This is a genomic window from Clostridium tertium, assembly GCF_902652255.1.
GTDB lineage: Bacteria > Bacillota > Clostridia > Clostridiales > Clostridiaceae > Clostridium > Clostridium tertium_A.
Genome location: NZ_CACRTO010000048.1, coordinates 1 through 21,158, shown reverse-complemented (window position 1 = coordinate 21,158; position 21,158 = coordinate 1). Strand labels below are relative to the sequence as shown.

The 21,158-nt window shown below is 29.1% G+C and carries 21 protein-coding genes; 16 read left to right on the top strand and 5 right to left on the bottom strand.

Features of this window, described 5'->3' with window-relative positions; translation table 11 throughout:
- Positions 1-13: 13 nt before the first annotated feature.
- On the bottom strand, positions 14-505 hold the full coding sequence (locus GPX08_RS15325) for a dihydrofolate reductase (protein ID WP_156627701.1): 492 nt from the start codon (positions 503-505) through the stop codon (positions 14-16).
- Positions 505-1,296, bottom strand: a complete 792-nt coding sequence (locus GPX08_RS15320; protein ID WP_156627700.1) for a thymidylate synthase — start codon at positions 1,294-1,296, stop codon at positions 505-507. The genes GPX08_RS15325 and GPX08_RS15320 overlap by 1 nt, the downstream gene beginning before the upstream one ends.
- Before the next feature lie 553 nt (positions 1,297-1,849).
- Between GPX08_RS15320 and GPX08_RS15315 the strand changes: the two genes are divergently transcribed.
- From GPX08_RS15315 to GPX08_RS15260, 12 genes are all read left to right on the top strand, one after another.
- Positions 1,850-3,019: an MFS transporter gene (locus GPX08_RS15315; RefSeq protein ID WP_156627699.1), complete on the top strand. Its 1,170-nt coding sequence runs from the start codon at positions 1,850-1,852 to the stop codon at positions 3,017-3,019.
- Between the two features lie 193 nt (positions 3,020-3,212).
- Positions 3,213-4,829: a DNA polymerase III subunit gamma/tau gene (dnaX, locus tag GPX08_RS15310; protein ID WP_156627698.1), complete on the top strand. Its 1,617-nt coding sequence runs from the start codon at positions 3,213-3,215 to the stop codon at positions 4,827-4,829.
- A 124-nt stretch (positions 4,830-4,953) separates the two neighbouring features.
- Entirely contained in the window at positions 4,954-5,298 is a 345-nt protein-coding gene (locus tag GPX08_RS15305; protein ID WP_156627697.1) for a YbaB/EbfC family nucleoid-associated protein, read from the top strand.
- A 277-nt stretch (positions 5,299-5,575) separates the two neighbouring features.
- Positions 5,576-6,172, top strand: coding sequence for a recombination protein RecR (recR, locus tag GPX08_RS15300; RefSeq protein ID WP_156627696.1), 597 nt, complete (start codon positions 5,576-5,578; stop codon positions 6,170-6,172).
- Positions 6,173-6,187: 15 nt separating this feature from the next.
- Entirely contained in the window at positions 6,188-7,723 is a 1,536-nt protein-coding gene (gene cls, locus GPX08_RS15295) for a cardiolipin synthase (protein ID WP_156627695.1), read from the top strand.
- Positions 7,724-7,847: 124 nt separating this feature from the next.
- Positions 7,848-8,105 (top strand): DUF2508 family protein, encoded by a 258-nt coding sequence (locus GPX08_RS15290; protein WP_156627694.1) that lies wholly within the window; start codon positions 7,848-7,850, stop codon positions 8,103-8,105.
- A gap of 41 nt (positions 8,106-8,146) precedes the next feature.
- A complete protein-coding gene (gene bofA, locus GPX08_RS15285) occupies positions 8,147-8,395 on the top strand; it encodes a pro-sigmaK processing inhibitor BofA (RefSeq protein WP_156627693.1) in 249 nt (82 codons plus the stop codon).
- Positions 8,396-8,923: 528 nt separating this feature from the next.
- Positions 8,924-9,367, top strand: coding sequence for a large-conductance mechanosensitive channel protein MscL (gene mscL, locus GPX08_RS15280; protein ID WP_156627692.1), 444 nt, complete (start codon positions 8,924-8,926; stop codon positions 9,365-9,367).
- Positions 9,368-9,560: 193 nt separating this feature from the next.
- On the top strand, positions 9,561-10,637 hold the full coding sequence (locus GPX08_RS15275; RefSeq protein WP_156627691.1) for an aminotransferase class V-fold PLP-dependent enzyme: 1,077 nt from the start codon (positions 9,561-9,563) through the stop codon (positions 10,635-10,637).
- Between the two features lie 129 nt (positions 10,638-10,766).
- On the top strand, positions 10,767-11,672 hold the full coding sequence (locus GPX08_RS15270) for a 3-phosphoglycerate dehydrogenase (protein ID WP_156627690.1): 906 nt from the start codon (positions 10,767-10,769) through the stop codon (positions 11,670-11,672).
- 26 nt (positions 11,673-11,698) lie between these two features.
- A complete protein-coding gene (locus GPX08_RS15265; RefSeq protein ID WP_156627689.1) occupies positions 11,699-12,949 on the top strand; it encodes a DUF1015 family protein in 1,251 nt (416 codons plus the stop codon).
- Between the two features lie 150 nt (positions 12,950-13,099).
- A complete protein-coding gene (locus GPX08_RS15260) occupies positions 13,100-13,654 on the top strand; it encodes a Rubrerythrin-2 (RefSeq protein ID WP_156627688.1) in 555 nt (184 codons plus the stop codon).
- 119 nt (positions 13,655-13,773) lie between these two features.
- Here the strand turns inward: GPX08_RS15260 and GPX08_RS15255 are convergent, their stop codons facing one another.
- On the bottom strand, positions 13,774-14,466 hold the full coding sequence (locus tag GPX08_RS15255; protein WP_156627687.1) for a 5'-methylthioadenosine/adenosylhomocysteine nucleosidase: 693 nt from the start codon (positions 14,464-14,466) through the stop codon (positions 13,774-13,776).
- A 215-nt stretch (positions 14,467-14,681) separates the two neighbouring features.
- Between GPX08_RS15255 and GPX08_RS15250 the strand changes: the two genes are divergently transcribed.
- A complete protein-coding gene (locus GPX08_RS15250) occupies positions 14,682-15,443 on the top strand; it encodes a tRNA threonylcarbamoyladenosine dehydratase (protein ID WP_156627686.1) in 762 nt (253 codons plus the stop codon).
- A 206-nt stretch (positions 15,444-15,649) separates the two neighbouring features.
- Here GPX08_RS15250 and msrA read toward each other — a convergent pair whose 3' ends face one another.
- Positions 15,650-16,120, bottom strand: a complete 471-nt coding sequence (msrA, locus tag GPX08_RS15245) for a peptide-methionine (S)-S-oxide reductase MsrA (RefSeq protein ID WP_156627685.1) — start codon at positions 16,118-16,120, stop codon at positions 15,650-15,652.
- Between the two features lie 312 nt (positions 16,121-16,432).
- Between msrA and GPX08_RS15240 the strand changes: the two genes are divergently transcribed.
- Together GPX08_RS15240 and GPX08_RS15235 are read left to right on the top strand one after the other, a co-directional pair.
- Entirely contained in the window at positions 16,433-17,371 is a 939-nt protein-coding gene (locus GPX08_RS15240) for a GNAT family N-acetyltransferase (protein WP_156627684.1), read from the top strand.
- 43 nt (positions 17,372-17,414) lie between these two features.
- On the top strand, positions 17,415-18,275 hold the full coding sequence (locus GPX08_RS15235; RefSeq protein ID WP_156627683.1) for a PRD domain-containing protein: 861 nt from the start codon (positions 17,415-17,417) through the stop codon (positions 18,273-18,275).
- A 58-nt stretch (positions 18,276-18,333) separates the two neighbouring features.
- On the opposite strand, the gene GPX08_RS15230 is transcribed toward GPX08_RS15235, so the two are convergent.
- Positions 18,334-18,855 (bottom strand): PTS glucose transporter subunit IIA, encoded by a 522-nt coding sequence (locus GPX08_RS15230; protein ID WP_156627682.1) that lies wholly within the window; start codon positions 18,853-18,855, stop codon positions 18,334-18,336.
- 602 nt (positions 18,856-19,457) lie between these two features.
- On the opposite strand from GPX08_RS15230, the gene GPX08_RS15225 reads away from it, so the two are divergent.
- Positions 19,458-20,900, top strand: a complete 1,443-nt coding sequence (locus GPX08_RS15225; RefSeq protein WP_156627681.1) for a PTS glucose transporter subunit IIBC — start codon at positions 19,458-19,460, stop codon at positions 20,898-20,900.
- The last annotated feature ends 258 nt before the right edge of the window (positions 20,901-21,158 follow it).

Below are 21,158 nucleotides of genomic sequence, written 5' to 3'. Positions count from 1 at the left end.
ATACCCTCGTTTTCTATTTTCTTATTAAATTAATAAAATCAAAATTTAAATTATCTTTTTCATTTATTAAAATTTCAGATTTATAATCAACAGTCCAATTATCTAGATCTATTTCAGGGAATTTTGTATCTCCACTAAAATCTTTATAAACTCTAGTTAAGTATAGCTTATTTGTATTAGGTAAAAGAGATTTATATATTTCGCCTCCACCTATAATAAAAGCTTCTTCAGTAGAGTTTTCAAATCTATCAATAATAGAATTTATATCATTAACTATTTCTACTTCAGATGAATCAACTTTAAAATTTTTATCTCTTGTAATTACAATATGATGTCTGTTAGGTAAAACCTTAGGTAAAGATTCAAAAGTCTTTCTACCCATTATAATGGTGTTACCTGATGTAATAGCTTTAAATCTTTTTAGATCTTCAGATATATGCCATAAAAGCTTATTATCTCCACCTATTACATCATTAGCAGCTTTTGCAACTATAATAGATAACATTATACACTTACCTCCATTTTGATAGGATCATGGTGCTTATAATCTATTAGCTTAACATCATCAGCTGTGAAATCATAGAAGTTCGTTATTTCTGGATTTATCCAAAGCTTTGGTGCATCAAAATCTTCATTTTCTCTACTTAATTGAAGTTTCATTCCGTCAACTTGATTTTCATAAATATGTGCATTATTAATCACATGAGTAAATAATCCAGGTTTAAGATTAGTTACTTGTGCTATTAAATGGACTAATACAGCATATTGACTGGTATTAAATGGAACCCCGAGAGGCACGTCCCCACTGCGCTGGATTAACATGCAATTTAAGTAACCATCTGTTACATCCCATAGAGTTTGATAACAACATGGTTGTAATGTCATTTCTGGTAGGTCTTCTATATTCCACATAGACATAATCATTCTTCTGTCTTGAGGATTGTTTTTTAAGGACTCAATAAGCTTATCTACTTGATTAAACTTTGCTATTTGATATCCATAAGCCTTACCTATTGTATTATTTTCGTCTACCCATTCATCCCAGATATGGACATTTTGCTCTTGAAGCTTAGTAACATCATTTGATTGATCCCTATATATCCATAGCATTTCCTTTATGGCAGTTTTAAATGCAACTTTTTTAGTAGTTAGTATAGGAAATTCCTTTTGTAAATTAAATTGCATAATTTGATGAGGTAGCTTGTATGTAGGCATCCCAGTTCTATTGTTATCATAATAACCATTGTCTAAGATGTCTTTAACTATAGATAAGTATTTCTTATCGTATAAACTCAAATTATATCCCTCCTTAATATCATTTAAATTTATTGTACTATAAAATAATAATAAAGATAAACAAAATAAGTATAAATGATAGAATTAAGATAAGTTTAAATTTTGGAATTATTGGTATTTCAAAGGGGAGAGAGGATGATGATGATAAGAGAAATAAGAAGCGGCTATGATGATAGTTTTTAGAAACTAGGGCTTAACGCATTAAAAAGTGATGAGAATTATATGGTATATTTTATAAAAAAATATATATAAATAAATACTTGTAAATATTTGAGAAATAATATAATATGTAGATAGATTATTTTGGAAAGAAAGGAGAAATAGAGCTATGAGATTTCCTGTAAGAAAGATTAAATATGAAGTTTTATCTAGTAGTGCACTGTCAAAAACATGCGTATTTTTTGAAAATTGGATTACTATGCCCTTTTTTAGGGGAAATTTGAGAAAATCTATTTCTTAAATTGCAATATAGTAACTCCAATTAGACCTAGATTAATTATCTTAGGTCTTTTATTATGCAAAAAAATAATTACTAAAATTGGAGTTGATTCAAATGAATAAAATAAAAAAGAATATTAAAAATGATTATTTATATAGATTCCTTTCATCTTTTGATATAACATCTGCTATCTGGGTATTATATCTAGGATATAAAGGTATGAATTTAGCACAAATAGGATTGCTTGAAGGAATATTTCATATTACTGGATTTATTTCAGAAATACCAACTGGAGCTTTAGCAGATTTATTTGGTAGACGAAGAATCATGATAATTGGAAGGATAACATCATTAATATCAGCAATTATAATGCTGTTTTCAAATTCATTTATTGGTTTTGCTATTGGATTTATATTATCAGCTTGGGGATATAATCTAAACTCAGGATCTGAAGAAGCATTAATATACGATACTTTGAAAACATTAAATAAGGAAGATGAGTATTTAAAAATTAATGGTAGGTTAAATCTAATAATAGAAATTTCACAAGGATTAGCAGTATTTATAGGTGGACTTCTTTCGCAAATTGATTTTTCAATTAGCTATATTACTGCAATAGTTATAGGTATATTTTCATTAACTGTTTCATTCAATTTTACAGAAATTGATATAAGAGAAGAGCATGAAGAGAGAGTTACCTTAATAAATCATTTCAAAACATCTATAAATATATTAAAAAGCAATAGAAAGCTTTTAAATATATTAATGTACTTCCCATTAATATATACATTCTCAGCAATAATATATTTTTATGGGCAACAATTCTTAAGTGATGTAGGTTATTCTAGAGTTAATATTTCAATAATATTTTTATTTAATGGAATACTTTCATCTTTAGGAGCTATCCTAAGTGATAAGATATATAAGAAATTTAAGACAATTGGTTGGATTTCTATATCCATGACAATTAGTTTGCTAATAATATTTATGGGGTATTCAAGTAAAGAAACATCAATATTGATTTTTGTATCTATAGGATTCTTAACATCTATACTTCAACCTATTAGTAGTAAATTAATAAATTCTAGTGTTGAATCAAAACAAAGGGCAACTATAATTTCAGTTGAAAGTATGTTTTACTCTTTGATGATGATTATATTATTCCCTTTGTGCGGATATATAGGAGATACTATTTCCTTGGAAATATCTTTTAAGTTAATTGGGGTGATAGGAATATTAATTACTATTATTGAACTATTAGCTATAAAGAAAAAAGCAAGGTAAATAAACTCTTTAGAGAAGGTTGTTGCAAAAAACAGCCCAATTTTAAATTATGCATTTTTAATTCTGAAACAGATCTTTATTTAATGTTATAATGTTTTTCATCTATAATTTTTTATTTAAAAGTCTTTGTGCTTTTTTAATTTTATTCTTTAGTCTATAATATAAATAAATGATAAAAATAAGGAATGATATTATGGGATATACAGCTTTATATAGAGAATGGAGACCGCAAAATTTTTATGATATTGTTGGTCAAGAACATATAACTACAACTGTTAAAAATCAAATATTAAATGATAGAATAGCACATGCTTATCTTTTCTGTGGTACTAGAGGAACTGGTAAAACTACAACAGCTAAAGTATTTGCTAAGGCTTTAAACTGTCTTGACTTACATGATGGAGAGCCTTGTAATAAGTGTGAGATGTGTAAGAAGATAGATGAAGGATTAGCAATAGATGTTACAGAATTAGATGCTGCTTCTAACAATGGTGTTGATAAGATTAGAGATATAATAGATGATGTTAAGTATCCACCTCAAGAAGGTAGATATAAAGTCTATATTATGGACGAAGTTCATATGTTATCTACTGGTGCAGTAAATGCTTTCTTAAAAACACTAGAAGAGCCTCCAAAGAACGTAATATTTATTTTGGCAACAACAGATCAACAAAAGTTACCTATTACTATTCTTTCAAGATGTCAAAGATTCGATTTTAAAAGAATAAATAATAATGAAATTATAGGTAGGCTTAGAAAAATAGTAGATGATCAAAATGCAATAGCAGATGACAAAAGTTTAAGCCTTATTGCAAGAGTTTCTGATGGAGCTATGAGAGATGCCTTAAGTATATTAGATCAAGCTATTTCAATGGGTAATGGTACAGTAGAATATGATACTCTTATAAATATGCTTGGACTTGTAACTAATGATCATTTATTTACTTTAACAAATGCAGTTAGCCAAAGAAATGTAGAAAAATCTATAGGTATAATAGATGAAGTTGTTTATGCAGGAAAAGATATATATCTTTTTATTAAAGACCTTATAAGCCACTATAGAAATATTCTTATGGCTAAGGTTACTAATAACCCTGAAGAAGTATTAGATATGTCTGAAGAAAACATAATTTTAATTAAGGAACAGGGTAGTAAGCTAAGAGCAGAAGAAGTTATGAGATATATAAGAATTCTTCAAGAAGCAGAAGGAAATGCAAAGATAAGTAAGCAAGCAAGATTATATTTAGAATTAGCCATAGTAAAAATGTGCAAGATAGAATATGATACTTCTAATGAAGTTATTTTAAGTAGATTAAATAAGCTAGAGGAAGCGCTAAAGAATGGAAGTATAAAGGTTCAAGCAGAAATTGCACCAGATGGAAAAGTTAAAAAAGATTCAGCTGTTAAGGAAATAAAGAAGGAAGTAAGAAGAGAAGTTTCACATAATATTTCTGGAAATGATTCTTCAAAGGTATCATTAAATGATATTCAAAAATCTTGGAAGGATATACTAGAAAGAATTAAAGGTAGAAGAGCAATGATTGTTTATGCATCTTTAATTACTGGAAAACCTGTAGATTGTAAAAAAGGAATTTTAACTATAGAATATGAAGAACAATATAAGTTTAACAAAGATAGATTAGAAAAACCTGAATACAAAGCATTACTTCAAGAAATCCTTGCTGAGATATTCAGAGAGGATATTAAAATAGTATTCACAGTAGAAGAAGAAAATAGTGATGAAAAATCAACTGCAGATATGTTATTAGAAACTTTAGGTTCTGATATGGTAGACATATTGGATGAGTAAACCACATAAAAAAACGCTTAAATAAGAATAATAAAAAAGAAATTAAAAATGTTATAAATATAGTAAAATCAAAGAAAATACTATATAATTAAAAATAGATTTTTATAATAAGGAGGATGTTTTTATGGCAAGAGGAGGATTCCCAGGCGGATTTGGGGGAGGAAACATGAATAACCTAATGAAGCAAGCTCAAAAACTTCAAAGGGAAATGGAGCAAATGCAAAAGGACCTAGAAACAAAAGAGTATGAGGTTTCAGTAGGTGGCGGAGCTGTAGTTGTAAAAGCAAATGGAAAGAAAGAAGTTGTTTCTATTAATATAAAGCCTGAAGTAGTAGATGCAGATGATGTTGAAATGCTAGAGGATTTAGTTCTTAGCGCAGTTAATGAAGCATTAAGAAAGTCTGACGAAGAAAGTGCAGAAAAAATGGGTAAATTAACTGGCGGTATGAATATACCTGGATTATTCTAGTTTCATTAGATAAGTGAAATTACAAACAGGATATTATATTATTCTGCTATTAAGTTTAATATAGTTCCATAAAAAGGGCTGTCGCACAAACAGCCCAAATTAAGGATTTAAAATTTAAAATGAAGAATTATTGATGTAATTCGTACAGAATTACTAAAATTAATTTCTTTTCAAAACTCCTTCGGGAGTTTTTTCATTAAATTTTTATTATTCATTCTTAATTTTTCATTGTGCGATATTACATTTTATATATTTAATTTACAGAAAGGGTGATTATATGGATTTTTATCCAGTAGCTATAGAAAAGCTTATTGAAGAGTTTGCAAAGTTACCTAGTATTGGACAGAAGACTGCTCAAAGACTTGCGTTACATGTTTTAAATCTTCCGGCTGATGAAGTTAGGGAATTTGCAGATGCTTTAGTTAAAGCAAGGGGAACAATAAAGTATTGTTCAATATGTGGGAATTTTACTGACTCAGATCCATGTGCAATATGTGCTAATCCTAGTAGAGAAAAGGATATTATTTGCGTTGTAGAGCAACCAAAGGACATAATGACTATGGAAAAGGTTAAGGAATATAATGGTACATACCATGTGCTTCATGGAAACTTATCTCCTATGCAAGGAAGAGGTCCACAAGATATAAGAATTAGAGAGTTAGTTGCAAGGATGAGTGCTGATGTGAAAGAAGTTATTATTGCAACAAATCCTAATATCGAAGGTGAAGCAACAGCTATGTATATTTCAAGAATTTTAAAGCCTTTAGACATTAAAGTAACTAGAATAGCATCAGGAATACCTGTTGGTGGAGACTTAGAATATGCTGACGAAGTAACTTTATCTAAGGCCCTTGAAGGGAGAAAAGAAATATAGGTAAAAGGTGAATATATGAGCAAAATATTGAAATTTTTATTTAGCAGAATGGTAATTGTAGGACTACTAATACTTATTCAGATAGGTATACTAACTTTCACTATTTGGAAGTTATCAGAATCTTTTCTTTACTTATATGTGTTATTTACAGCTCTTAGCGTAATAGTTGTGATATATATAATGAGTAAAAAAGATAATCCATCTTTTAAGTTAGCATGGGCAATACCTGTATTGCTAGTACCTGTTTTTGGAGGATTATTCTATTTAATTTTTGGATTGAGAAGAACAACAAAGAGATTCAGAAGAAGAATAAATAAGATTCATACGGAAGGGTTTAAATATTTAGAACAAGATCCTCAGGTGTTTAAGGAAATTGAAGACGAGGATAAATCAATTTCTAATCAAGTAAAATATTTAAATAAGTATGCAGTAGCTCCAATATACAAAAATACCTATACTAAATACTTGTCACCTGGAGAAGAATTTTTTGAAGAACTAAAAAGAGAACTTAGAAAAGCTAAGAAGTATATATTTATGGAATACTTCATAATTCGAGAAGGAAAGATGTGGGATAGCATCCTGGAAATCCTTGAAGAAAAGGTGAAGGAAGGCGTAGATGTAAGGCTTATATACGATGATATGGGATGTCTTAGGACATTACCTTATAAGTATTATGAAAAACTAAGGAAAATGGGCATTAAGTGTTTAGTATTTAATCCTTTTGTACCATTTTTATCAGTTATTATGAACCATAGAGACCATAGAAAAATAACTATAATAGATGGACATACAGCCTTCACAGGTGGGATAAATTTAGCGGATGAATATATAAATGAAATTGTTAGATTTGGACACTGGAAAGATGCATCTATTGTTTTAAAAGGCGAAGCAGTTTGGAATCTTACTGTGATGTTTTTAGAGGCGTGGGAATTTAACTGTGGAGAAAAAGAAGATTATAATAAATATAAACCATATGTTAATTATGAAGGAACTTTTGAAGATGATGGATATGTTCAACCTTATGGAGATAGTCCTTTAGATGATGAAACTGTAGGTGAATATGTTTATTTAAATATTATAAATAAGGCTAAGGATTATATTTATATAAATACACCTTATTTAATAGTAGACAATGAATTAGTAACTGCCTTAACATTAGCTGCTAAAAGTGGAGTTGAGGTAATAATAGTTACTCCTCATATCGAAGATAAGTGGTATGTTCACTTAGTTACTAGAGCTTACTATGCTCAGTTAATTGAAGTGGGTATAAAGATATATGAATATACACCAGGCTTTATACATTCAAAGACCTTTGTATCAGATGATAAGATAGGCGTAGTTGGTTCTATTAATATGGATTATAGAAGCCTTTATTTGCATTTTGAATGTGGAGTATTTTTATATAAAACTAAGTCAGTAATGGAAATAAAGAAAGACTTTTTAGATACATTAGATAAATGTCAATTAATGACCTTAGAAGATTGTTATAATGAAAAATGGTACAAGAAATTATTGGCAGCAGTAATTAGAGTTTTTGCACCTTTATTATAGTTATCATAAGTATTTTTGAAATAACCTTTAATTAATATGAAAACTAAGTTAAAAGTTGTTATCCTTTGAATATTTATCCTTAAAGTGGATAGTACTTAAATATATAATATTTAGGAGGATAGGAATGAATAAGAATATAATTTTAGAGTTATTAATTAAAAGTACAGATAAAAATAAAAAAGAGTATAGTGAAGAGGATATAGCCTTACTAAATAATATAAAAGAGACTATATCAGAGATGGAAGTAGCTAGGGCATTATTTGATTCTGTAAGTGATCCAAAGTTAGTTGAGCTAGCTATTTATACTGAAGATGCAGCGAAAACAAGATATGATTATTTAATAAGTGTTGCAAAAAGACGTGAGTTAAGAAAGATAGAATAATATGTTATACTAAAGAATAATATAAATTAGGGGGGATTATTGTGGATATTAATTTAATATTATATGGGTTAATAGGTTTAGTGTTACTTTATTTAGTGATTAAGCTTTTAAAATGGCCATTAAAAATATTGATAAATGGTGTAATTGGAATAGTACTTTTATACTTAGCTAATGTTCTTGGTTCATACTTTGGATTTACAGTAGCGATAAATTGGATAACTGCATTAATAGCAGGATTTTTAGGAGTACCAGGAGTGATTTTCTTAGTTATATTTCAGCTATTTTTATAGAATGGGAAATAGCTGTTTATATAAAGATTATAGTTAATAAATAGATTTTAAAGTTATTTTATAAAAAACTCCTATTGGAGTTTTTTCTTTTGCTTAAGATTTAAACATTAAATTTGATTCAGATAAATAGAAAAAGCTGTTGTATAATGAATATTCATTTTCAACAGCATTAGTCTATATAGATGGGAGTTAGAAGTTTTTATACCAACAAGTGAAAAGCTTCTTATACAAATACAATATGAAAAAGATGAAAATTAGTTACTACTAATTTATCCAAATATGGTAAAATGTTTTTATTAAAAGAATATTATTTAAAAACGAAAGAAGGAGAAATGTGTTATGCCAGCTGGTAATGGAGTTAATTGCAAATATTGCCCTTATTATGGGAAAAGCTGTAATGGAGATGATAAAAGTTGTTTATGCTATAAGTGTCCAAGACATCTTGGACAATGCATGTGTGTTAAATATTGTAGAGAGACAGAGTCTATTCTCGTTTTCGATGAGGATTATAAGTAAGGAGGATTTAAAATGAAGGAAAAAGGAAAAAAGTTTATACAAGAGTTTAAAGAATTTGCTATGAAAGGTAATGTACTAGATTTAGCAATTGGGGTAGTTATGGGGGGAGCTTTCAATAAGATAGTTTCTTCATTAGTAGAAAATATAATAATGCCTATAGTAGGATTTTTAATAGGTGGGGTGAAATTCGAGGAGTTAACTTATACCTTTAGTTCAGGGTTAGGTAAAGCTGAGATAAAATATGGGATATTCATTCAAAGTGTAGTAGATTTTATTATTATAGCTTTTTCTATATTTGTATTTATTAAGGTTGTAGCTAAGTTAAACAGAAAGAAAGATGAAGACGTAACTGAAGAAGTGCCTGCTGAAGTTGAGTTAACTGCTGAGCAAGTACTATTAACAGAAATAAGAGATATATTAAGAGATAGTAAAAAAGAAGATAAAGTTGAAGTTTAGTTAACATAAAACTGTTAAAATAGTGCTTTTTAGATGGAAAATAGTGTATTAATAGTAGAATTATTGTTGAATTTTGAATATTCTTTCAAAACTTTTAACAAAGTGGTTGTTAATGATATGAAAAAGTAGTAAAATTAACAATAAAATAAGCAATTAATAAGCAATAAAAAATATTAAATGGGGGAGAAACACTATGCATAAAAAGCTATTTATTCCAGGACCAGTTGAAGTAAGACCTGATGTCTTAGAACAACTTGCAAGACCTATGATAGGTCATAGAAGCAAAGAAGCTTCAGCGCTTCAAAGAAGAATAAGCGATAATTTAAGAAAAGTCTTCTTTACTAAAAGCGAAATATTATTATCTACTACTTCAGGTAGTGGACTTATGGAAGGAGCCATAAGATCTTGTACAGCAAAAAGAGCAGCTGTATTTTCCGTTGGGGCATTCGGAAAGAGATGGTATGAAATGGCTATATCCAATAACGTTCCTGCAGATATATTTGAAGTAGAATTAGGACAAGCTATAACACCAGAAATGGTTGATAAAGAATTAGCAACTGGCAAATATGACTTAGTTGCAGTAACTCATAATGAAACATCTACAGGAGTAATGAATCCTGTTAAAGAAATAGGTGAAGTAGTTAAGAAGTATCCAGAAGTAGTATTTATAGTTGATACAGTAAGTTCAGCAGCAGGTACTAAGATTGAAGTAGACAATTGGGGAATTGATGTATGTATAACTTCATCACAAAAGGCACTAGGATTGCCTCCAGGACTTGCAATATGTACTTTTTCTAATAAGGCTAAAGAAAGAGCTGAAAAAGTTCCAAATAGAGGATTCTATTTAGACTTATTATCTTTATATAACTTTATTCAAAAGAAGGACTATCAATATCCTTCAACACCATCTATTCCACATATGTATGCATTAGACTATCAACTAGATTATATTCTTAATAAAGAAGGTTTAGAAAATAGATTTGCAAGACATATTGAAATGGCTGAAGTTGTAAGAGCATGGGGTAGAAAGTATTTTGAATTATTACCAGAAGATAAATATTTATCAAACACTGTAACAACAATTAAGAATACTAGAGATATAGATGTTGCTGCATTAAATAAAGAATTAGGAGAAAGAGGTTTCCAAATTTCTAACGGATACGGTAGCTTAAAAGGAAAGACATTTAGAATTGCTCATATGGCTGACTGTCAAATAGAAGATATTCAAGAGCTATTAAGCAACATTAATGACATTTTAGGTTTAGAATAGTATATCTTAAATTTAAGTATTACTATCACAGGGAGTTTGGACAATGATATATAAATAAGAGTTTAGATTAAGGTCTAAGCTCTTATTATATTAACAAAATAATGATTTAAAAAAATAGGGGGCAAAAAAATGTATAGAATATTAGCAAGTGATGGCTTACAAGAAAAAGCTATTAAAAATTTGGTTGACTTAGGTTTTGAAGTCGAAAACAAGCATTACGATAAAGAAGTTTTAGGGGAAGTACTTAAGGATTTCGATGCACTTGTAGTTAGATCAGCAACTAAGCTTACAAAGGAAGTTGTAGAAGCTACTAAAGGCGGAAAGTTAAAATTAGTTGTTAGAGCTGGGGTTGGTATAGATAATATCGATGTAGCAGCTGCAAGTGAAGCTGGAATTGAAGTAAGAAATACTCCAAATGCAAGTTCAGACTCAGTTGCTGAATTAGCTTTAGCTCACATGTTTGCCGTTGCAAGATTTGTTGGTACTTCTAACTATACTATGAGAAATGGTGAATGGAATAAGAAGAAATACGAAGGTATTGAAATTGGCGGAAAGACTCTTGGAATTATAGGAATGGGTAGAATCGGAAGATCTTTAGCCAATAAGGCTACAGCTTTAGGAATGACTGTAGTTTATAATGATATGTTTGGTAAGCAAGATGATTTAGCTTATGAATTCTTAGAGCTTGATGAGTTATTAAAAGTATCTGACTTTATTTCTTTACATGTACCATATAATAAAGAAGCAGGTTCTTTAATAGGAAAAGAACAATTAAACATAATGAAGGATGGGGCATATATTATTAACTGTGCAAGAGGTAAAGTAGTAGATGAAGAAGCTTTACTTGAAGCTTTAAACAGCGGTAAGATTGCAGGCGCAGGGATAGATGTATTCGAAATTGAACCTAATACAAATGAAGCTTTAGTAAATCATCCAAGAGTAAGTTGCACACCTCATATTGGTGCATCAACAATTGAAGCTCAAGATAGAATTGGTGATGAAGTAGTTTCAGTAATAAAAAATTTTTTTAAGTAAGCTAGAGATAAACAGGAGGAATTTAGATGGCGACAATTAGACCTTTTAAAGGTATAAGACCGATTGAGGAATTAGCTTCAAAAATTGCAGCACTTCCTTATGACGTTATGAATAGTGAAGAAGCAAGAGAAATGGTAGAGGGTAATCCATATTCATTTCTTCATATAGATAAAGCTGAAATAGATCTAGATCCTTCTATAGATGTGCATGATAAAAAGGTATATGAGAAAGCTAGAGAAAATCTTGATAAAATGATTGAAGAAAAGCAACTTATTCAAGACGAAAAACCATGTTTATATATTTATAGACAAATAATGAATGGCAGAGCTCAAACTGGATTAGTATTTTGTGCATCAATAGATGATTATATAAATAATACAATAAAGAAGCATGAGTTTACTAGAGCTGATAAAGAACAAGATAGAATAAACCATGTAGATTATTGTGATGCTAATACAGGTCCAATTTTCTTAACTTATAGAGAAGATGAAGTAACTTCAGAAGTTATTAAAGAATGGTCTAAAGAAGGAACTAAGAGAAAACCTGTATATGATTTTGTTTCAGAAGATGGAATAGGACATCAAGTATGGGTAATAGATAATGAAATAATAGTAAAAGAAATCGTAGAATTATTTGGAGAAATAGAAAACCTATATATTGCAGATGGTCATCATAGATCAGCTTCAGCAGTTAAGGTTGGACTTATGAGAAGAGAAGAAAATCCAAATTATACAGGTGATGAGGAATTCAATTATTTCTTAGCAGTTGCATTCCCAGATAATGATCTTATGGTTATGGATTATAATAGAGTAGTTAAGGACTTAAATGGACTTACTGAAGAAGAGTTCTTAAATAAAGTAAGCGAAAAGTTTGTGATAACAGAAAAAGATGAACAAGTAAAACCTGTTAATAAGCATACTTTTGGTATGTATTTAGAAAATAAGTGGTATCTACTTGAAGCTAAAGAAGGAAGCTATAATGCTGAAGATCCAATAGATAGCTTAGATGTTGCTATATTACAAAATAATGTCTTAACACCGATTTTAGGTATTGAAGATGTTAGAACATCAGATAGAATAGATTTTATAGGTGGAATTAGAGGTATAAAAGAACTTGAAAGAAGAGTTCACAAAGATATGAAAATTGCATTTTCAATGTATGCAACAGAAGTTAGCGATATAATGAATGTTGCTGATACAAATCAAGTTATGCCACCAAAGTCTACTTGGTTTGAACCAAAGCTTAGAAGTGGATTATTTATTCATAAGCTTAAATAAAAGAATTATTAGAAACTCAGTTTAACTGAGTTTCTTTTTTTATTTATAAGAAATTTATGAATAAGTGAATTAAATTTACCTTTTATGGAATAATTAAGATGTATATTATTTATTGAAACATATATATTTTTTGAAAGGATGTGTTTAAAAATGTCAGTAAATAATGCAATGACAGTAGATTTTTTATGTTCAGCTTATGGCGGAGAAAGTATGGCTCATATGAGATATACCATATGGGCAAATGCTGCTGAAAAAGAGAAGTTTCCTAATATAGCTAGACTATTTAGGGGTATAGCTTACGCTGAGTGGTGTCATGCTAATAATCATTTTAATGCTTTAAATAAACCTATTGAAGATAAGACTGTAACTGCAGGAGCGGTATTTGGTCATACTAATACAGTTGAAAATCTTCAAGGTGCTATCGATGGTGAATTACATGAAGTTGATCAAATGTATCCAGTGTACTTAGAAGCAGCTAAGTTTCAAGATGAGAAGGATGCACAAAGAACATTCCATTATGCTTTAGAAGCAGAGAAAATACATGCTAAATTATTTAAAGAAGCTCAAGATAAGGCTAAAAAGGGTGAGGATATAGGTAGCGAAACTATTTATATTTGTCCGATATGCGGCTTTACTGAAATAGGGGATCAAGTAGAGAAATGTCCTATTTGTGGTGTTAGTAAGGATAAATTTAAGGGTTTTTAGTTAAAAAAACCTATCAATTATATAAGGAAAAAAAGAATCTCTAAAAATAATAAAATACATATTATCTTACAGTATTTTGGATCTTGGTAGTTCGTATGTAAGATAATATGTATTTTTTATTATAATCTTTGTATTATATTTTTAAGTAATATTGTTGAATTTCTAACAGCTATAGGAATGAATTTTTCATAATCCATATGAGCTCCGTTATTAGCATTATCAGAAATAGATCTAATAACTACAAAAGGAATATTGTTTAAGTAACAAACTTGAGCAATACTTGCTCCTTCCATTTCACAAGCCATAGCATTAAATTCTTTTTCAAACCATTGGATTTTTTCAACACTTGATATAAATTGATCTCCAGAAATTATTCTACCTGAGAAAGTATTAATTTCTTTTATTTCTTCACAAGCATCTAAAGAAGTTTTAACTAAAGTTTCATCACATTTAAAATCAAAAGTATCTAATCTTGGAATTTGACCATGAGGATCTCCGAAAACTGTTGTATCCATATCATGTTGAACTAAGTTAGTAGCAACTACCACATCTCCTGGATATATATCTTTACCGATTCCACCTGCAACTCCAACATTAATTATAGAAGTTACATTAAATTCAGAGATTAAAATTTGAGAGCAAACAGCTGCATTAACTTTACCAATTCCGCAGACTACAGCTATAATGTCCTTGTTATCTAATGTACCTTTGTAAAAAGTCATATTTGCTTTTTTAGTTTCTTCATTTATAGTCATATCTTTTAGAAGAAGATCTAATTCTTCTTGCATAGCACTTACAATACCTAAAATCATAAATTTTCCTCCTTAAAGTTTATGTATGTAAAACATAATCTTTTAATATATTACCATATTATCTAACTCATTTAAACATAATATAAGTTTATGTTGTTTACTGAATTTACAAATTTTAAAAGAAAAATATTGTTGTTTAAAGTATTATAATAGTCTAAAATAAGATATATTATATTTATATATTTTAAAGGTAGATAAAAAGGAGAGAAACATAAATGATACAACATCCATTATCTAGAACAGAATTACTTATAGGGAATGATGGACTAGGAAAGCTAAAGAATGCTAAAGTTATGGTTTTTGGTGTTGGTGGTGTAGGAAGTTTCGCTGTAGAAGCTTTAACTAGAGCTGGAGTTGGAACTCTAATATTAGTAGATGATGATACAGTATGTCTAACTAATTTAAATAGACAAATACATGCAACATATCAAACTGTAAGTAAAGTAAAAGTAGAGGTAATGAAGGAAAGAATACTTTCTATTAATAAGAAGTGTAATGTAATTACTCATCAAATATTTGTAACACCTGAGAACTTAAGCGACTTAATCCCTGATGATGTTGATTTCGTAATTGATGCTATAGATACAGTTTCTGCAAAGATTGCATTAGCGCAGTATTGTTATGAAAAAGGAATTAATATAATTGCTTCAATGGGTACAGGAAATAAAGTGGATCCTACTCAATTTAAGGTTGCAGATATATATGACACTAAGGTATGTCCACTAGCTAAAGTTATGAGATATGAACTTAGAAAAAGAGGAGTAAAGAAGCTTAAGGTAGTTTACTCAGAAGAAAAACCAAGAAAACCTAAGGAAGAAGATGTGGTAACTTGTAAAACTGGCTGTATTTGTACAGGTGGAACTAAGAAGTGTGCATCTAAAAGACAGATACCAGGAAGTATATCTTTCGTACCTCCAGTAGCTGGAATGATACTAGGTGGAGTAGTAGTTAAGTCTATCCTAGGAATTGAAGAATAAAACAATCGTTTTAAAATGCGAAGCATTTTAATATGAAAAAATGGAGATAATGAAAGAATGAAAAAATGAAGGAAGAGGTTTTGCTATGCAAAACCTCCTTTGTTTTAAAGATTACCTTAAAAAAATCTGTAAAGATTTTTTATATGCATTCTTTCATTTTTTAATTTTTTCATTCTTTCATTAATAAAATGCTTCGCATTTTATTACTATAGTTTAATATGGCAATATCCATTAGGATTCTTCTTTAAATATTTTTGATGATATTCCTCAGCTTTATAATAATTTGTTAGTGGAAGAACTTCTGTAACAATTTTCTTTTCGTATTTTTTTTGATTTTCATCTTTACTACTAATTATAGTAGGTATGTCATTTTCATCTAAATAGTATATTCCAGTCCTATATTGACTACCCAAATCTGGACCTTGTCTATTCAAAGTTGTTGGATCTACTATAGACCAGTATTCTTTAAGTAATGTTTCTAAAGTAACCTTGCTTTCATCATATTCAACTGCACATACTTCAGCAAAGTAAGTATTTTTATAGCAGACATCTTCATAAGTTGGATTTTCAGTTCTTCCATTAGCATATCCAACTTCAGTATTTGTAACGCCTGAGATTCTAGATAAGAATTCCTCTACTCCCCAGAAGCAACCTCCGGCAAAGACAATCTTTTTCATTTTTATCACTCCTTTTATTGGTAATAATTTATATATATTATACATCTAAAAATATCATTATTAAAATTATTATTTATATTAAGTGGTTATATTATAATAAAGAGTATAAATATTTTGAAAAATCTAAAATATTTAACAAAATAACTATTTTTTTATTGATATCATTAAAATAACTATGTTTTAATATTATTAGAAGAATAACATATTTTATAATTACATTAAAAAAATAGATTATAAAATAATGTTGTGTAAGTAAGGTGTTTATCTGTATAATAATAGTTATGTAATGATAATTTACTTAGGAGATTTGATATGAGCGAAAGTAAAGTAATATTTATTAATCAATCAAAGGGAAATATTAATGATTATATTATTAAAGATAAAGACAGTATTTTATTAGGAAGATTTACTATTGCTGAATTAGATAAAGAAAGTAAAAAGTGCAATGTTAAATTAAAATTTTTTAAAGATGATAAGCATAATTTACTAAGAGAAGCAGTAATAAGTATATTAAGAGCTATTTTTAAGGATAACAATACATATAAGGTTAATATTTTAGTAGATGAAAATATAAATTATAAGGTATTCTTAGATTTAGGATTTACCTTAGAAGGTATATTATCTGAGAACTTATTTTCAAATGGAATTTTTCTAGATGAACTTAGCTTTGGGATTAATAGAAACGACTTTAACAATATACAAAGGAATTATATTGTGAGACTCAAAGGGAAAAATATTACTTTAAGGAATCTTGCACCTGATGATGCGGAAAGTTTATTAGAGTATTATATAAGAAACGAAGATCACCTAAGAAATTATGAGCCGAGTAGAGATAATAGTTTTTATACAGTTGAAGCACAAAGAGAAGTTCTTTTAGAAAGTTATAAAGGCTTAATGACTGGTAAGTGTGTAGACTTTGGGATATATAGTGATGAGATTCTTATAGGTAAGGTAAAAATATCTAATATAGTATATGGTGTATTTAAAAGCGGAATAGTAGGTTACTCAATGGATAAGGATTATCAAGGCAAAGGCTATATGAAGGAAGCTTTAAAATTGGTATTAAAATATGCTAAGGATGAACTTGAATTGCATAGATTAGAGGCTTCTGTTTTAGTTGATAATGAAAGATCTAAAAATGTATTAATTGGTTGTGGATTTAAAGAAGTTGGCTTAAATGAAAAATATTTATTTATTAATGGGGCATGGAGAGATCACTTAACGTTTTATAGGATATTAGAAGATTTCTAATATTTCGTGGACTAATATTATTTTAAGAAAAGGTAGGAGTAATATGTATAAGATTACATTGAACAGCAATGCTAGCGTTATAAAATCTTTTAATAATAACATTTTGCTTGTTAGAGAAGAGGGACAAGAAAAGATTCTTTTCCAAAAAGGCATTGGATTTGGGAAAAAACCAGGTGACATTATAAATAAGGGCACAATAGTAGAAAAAGTATTTATCATTGAAGATAAGGATAATCAAAGAAATTTCAATGAAATATTAGATAGAGTTGATACAAAGTTAATTGCTATAGTTGAAGAAGTTATTGCTGAAATATCAGATGAGCTAGGAGAAGAGCTTAATGAAAACATTCATATAGGATTGGTAGATCATTTATTCTATGCTATAAAAAGATTAGAAGATAATGAAGAAATACAAAATCCATTTTTAGTAGAAATAGAAACGCTTTATAGTAGAGAGTTTGCAATGGCTTGCAGATTAGCTAACAGAATTAGAGTGGAGCTAGGAGTTGAAATCCCAGAAGGTGAAAAGGGATTTATTGCACTTCATATACATTCAGCTAGAAATAATGGTAAACTTTCAAATACTATAAAGTATAGCTTTTTAAGTAATTCTATCATTGAGCATGTTGAAGATAGACTTAATATTGAAATAGATAGAAAATCTTTAGATTATGCTAGGTTTTTAACTCATATAAGATTTGCTATTGAGAGAATTATTACAAATAGTCCAATAAAGAATGATTTAGTAGATGTAATTAAGAAAAAATATAGACTATCCTATAAAATCGCTGAAGAAACAAGAAAGATTATATGTAAGACTTTAAATATAAAAGAGATATCAGAAGATGAAGTAGCTTATCTAGCTATGCATATTGAAAGGTTTAGAGTTTCACTTGAAAAATAATATAAAAAAATAAGAATCAGTCATTTAAGACTGATTCTTATTTTTTCTGATGTATTTATTACACTTCAAAATTTACTACTGTAGTTTCTCCAGCTACTACATTGCCAGATTCAACAGCTGATATTGATTTAGCTGCATCAACATTTGTTATTAGAACTGGAGTTGCAAGAGATAATCCTTTGCTTAAGATTAACTCTTTATTTATTTTGATTAATGGAGTACCAGCCTTAACTTTTGTTCCTTGTTCAACTAATTGCTCAAAACCTTCTCCATCTAGAGAAACTGTTTCTAAACCAATATGAACTAAAATTTCTAAGCCATTTTCTAATGTCATAGCAAAAGCGTGCTTAGTCTTAAATATTAAAGTAACCTCTCCATCAGCAGGAGCAACTATAGTTTCTCCTTCAGCCATAATAGCCATTCCATCACCTGCAAGCTTTTCAGCAAAAACTGGATCTGGAACCTCAGATAATGGCATTGCCTTACCTGAAACTGGTGCAACTAAAGTATTAGCTTTAGCAACTACAACTTCTTCTTTATTTTCTTCTGAATTAAATAGGTTTTTAAAAAACTTAAACATAGTACTTCCTGAATAGTCAGGAATCCACATCCTTTCTATTTCATATTTTAATCTAGTGTATACAAATAGTATTTACTAGTATATATAGATAGTATTTATTTAAAATTAAAAATAAATACACTGATATAACTTAATAATTATATGAAAACAAAAGGCATAAGTCCTGTATTATAACTGTGGACTCATGCCTGATTTAACAGTAACACGTCTTATAGTATGATTATATCTGTAATTATTTATAATTGTCAATAAAATATATGAAAAAACAATACAGTTTATGCTAATAAATATGCATATTTTTGAATGTAATTATTAAAGAAATTATAGTACGAATTAAAACATAATAAATTCGAGGCATTTAGAAGTTTAAAATAAAAAAATAAAAAAATTTAAAAAAACTATTGAAAACAATAACATATGGTGATACAATGACATTGTAAGTTAAATATGTGTACAAGTTTAGGCGTGTTATCAATTAGTTGAGCATGAGCCGAAAAGGAATTATTATATTATAATATCCTTTTCGGCTCTTTATATTTTACCGGAATTATTTATCTAAGAGTTTAGATTTGTACATAAAAAAACAAGGAGGAATTATTATTATGATGAAGTATCTTCAAAGACTAGGAAAATCATTAATGCTTCCAGTTGCAGCTTTACCAGTTGCAAGTATTCTAATGGGTATAGGTTACTGGATTGACCCATCAGGTTGGGGAGCAAATAATGTAGCAGCAGCTTTCTTATTAAAAGCTGGTGGAGCGTTAATAGATAATATGGCAATACTATTTGCTATCGGGGTAGCAGTAGGTATGTCAGATGACAACGATGGAACAGCAGGACTTGCAGGTCTAGTTTCATGGCTTATGATTACAACATTATTAAGCCCAGCAGTTGTTGCTATGTTTAAGGGAATTGATGTTGCGGAAGTTCCAGCAGCATTCAGTAAAATCCAAACTCAATTCGTTGGTATAGTTGCAGGTTTAATAGGTGCAACTTGTTACAACAAATTTAAGGGAACAAAGTTACCAGATGCTTTAGGATTCTTTAGTGGTAAGAGATCAGTTGCAATTATGACATCTTTAGCATCATTAGTTGCAGCACTTGTATTATTCTTTGTATGGCCAGTAGTTTATAATGCGCTAGTATCATTTGGTAAAGCAATTATAGCTACAGATGCTATTGGAGCAGGTATATATGCATTCTTTAACAGATTATTAATACCTACAGGATTACATCATGCACTTAACTCAGTATTCTGGTTCGACGTTGCAGGAATTAACGATATAGCTAACTTCTGGGGTGGTACAGGAGTTCAAGGTCAAACAGGTATGTACATGACAGGATTCTTCCCAGTTATGATGTTCGGTTTACCAGCTGGAGCTTTAGCTATGTATCATACAGCTAAAGAAAATAAGAAAAAAGCTGTATATGGATTATTATTAGCAGCTGCATTATCTTCATTCTTTACAGGAGTTACAGAACCATTAGAATTCGCATTCATGTTCTTAGCACCAGGACTATATGTATTACACGCAGGTTTAACAGGTATATCTGCAATAGTTTGTACATTGTTGCCAGTAAGAGCTGGATTTAACTTCAGTGCTGGTTTCGTTGATTGGTTCTTAAGCTTTAAAGCACCAATGGCAGAAAACCCACTATTAATAATACCAATAGGTTTAGTATTTGCATTAATCTATTATGTAACATTTAGATTTGCTATCACTAAATTCAACTTAAAGACTCCAGGTAGAGAAGATGATGACGATGAAGAATTCAGCGACAATTCTGCAATCTCTGGAGATATGGGAGAATTAGCTAAGGCTTATATTGAAGCTTTAGGTGGAAGAGACAATATAGTATCAGTTGATAACTGTGTAACTAGATTAAGATTAGGTGTTAAAGATAACGCTATAATCGTAGATAAGAAATTAACAGCTTTAGGTGCTAGAGGGGTTATAAGACCAGGAAAAGGCAACATCCAAGTTATAGTTGGAACAAACGTACAATTCGTTGCTGATGCTGTAAAAGCTGAATTAAAGAAGTAATTCAATATAAGTAATTAAGGAGGGGAAGTCGTGAGGCTTCCCCCTTAATTAATAATAAAAATAAATAATAGAAGATAATTTGATCCAAATTACTACAAATAATTTATGATAAAACTCTTGTAAGAGTTTTATTCAGACTGCTGACAAAGTGTCAGCAGTCTTTAATTTTATACATATATGTAATATAATAATAAATATTTTAATTTATTACATAGGAGTTTACTAATGATAAACGAAAGAAAAGAATCACAAAATCAA

Coding starts and splice junctions, on each gene's coding strand:
- GPX08_RS15325 (WP_156627701.1), bottom strand. CDS start 505: ATGTTATCTATTATAGTTGCAAAAGCTGCTAATGATGTAATAGGTGGA.
- GPX08_RS15315 (WP_156627699.1), top strand. CDS start 1,850: ATGAATAAAATAAAAAAGAATATTAAAAATGATTATTTATATAGATTC.
- dnaX (WP_156627698.1), top strand. CDS start 3,213: ATGGGATATACAGCTTTATATAGAGAATGGAGACCGCAAAATTTTTAT.
- GPX08_RS15305 (WP_156627697.1), top strand. CDS start 4,954: ATGGCAAGAGGAGGATTCCCAGGCGGATTTGGGGGAGGAAACATGAAT.
- recR (WP_156627696.1), top strand. CDS start 5,576: ATGGATTTTTATCCAGTAGCTATAGAAAAGCTTATTGAAGAGTTTGCA.
- cls (WP_156627695.1), top strand. CDS start 6,188: ATGAGCAAAATATTGAAATTTTTATTTAGCAGAATGGTAATTGTAGGA.
- GPX08_RS15290 (WP_156627694.1), top strand. CDS start 7,848: ATGAATAAGAATATAATTTTAGAGTTATTAATTAAAAGTACAGATAAA.
- mscL (WP_156627692.1), top strand. CDS start 8,924: ATGAAGGAAAAAGGAAAAAAGTTTATACAAGAGTTTAAAGAATTTGCT.
- GPX08_RS15275 (WP_156627691.1), top strand. CDS start 9,561: ATGCATAAAAAGCTATTTATTCCAGGACCAGTTGAAGTAAGACCTGAT.
- GPX08_RS15270 (WP_156627690.1), top strand. CDS start 10,767: ATGTATAGAATATTAGCAAGTGATGGCTTACAAGAAAAAGCTATTAAA.
- GPX08_RS15265 (WP_156627689.1), top strand. CDS start 11,699: ATGGCGACAATTAGACCTTTTAAAGGTATAAGACCGATTGAGGAATTA.
- GPX08_RS15260 (WP_156627688.1), top strand. CDS start 13,100: ATGTCAGTAAATAATGCAATGACAGTAGATTTTTTATGTTCAGCTTAT.
- GPX08_RS15255 (WP_156627687.1), bottom strand. CDS start 14,466: ATGATTTTAGGTATTGTAAGTGCTATGCAAGAAGAATTAGATCTTCTT.
- GPX08_RS15250 (WP_156627686.1), top strand. CDS start 14,682: ATGATACAACATCCATTATCTAGAACAGAATTACTTATAGGGAATGAT.
- msrA (WP_156627685.1), bottom strand. CDS start 16,120: ATGAAAAAGATTGTCTTTGCCGGAGGTTGCTTCTGGGGAGTAGAGGAA.
- GPX08_RS15240 (WP_156627684.1), top strand. CDS start 16,433: ATGAGCGAAAGTAAAGTAATATTTATTAATCAATCAAAGGGAAATATT.
- GPX08_RS15235 (WP_156627683.1), top strand. CDS start 17,415: ATGTATAAGATTACATTGAACAGCAATGCTAGCGTTATAAAATCTTTT.
- GPX08_RS15230 (WP_156627682.1), bottom strand. CDS start 18,855: ATGTTTAAGTTTTTTAAAAACCTATTTAATTCAGAAGAAAATAAAGAA.
- GPX08_RS15225 (WP_156627681.1), top strand. CDS start 19,458: ATGATGAAGTATCTTCAAAGACTAGGAAAATCATTAATGCTTCCAGTT.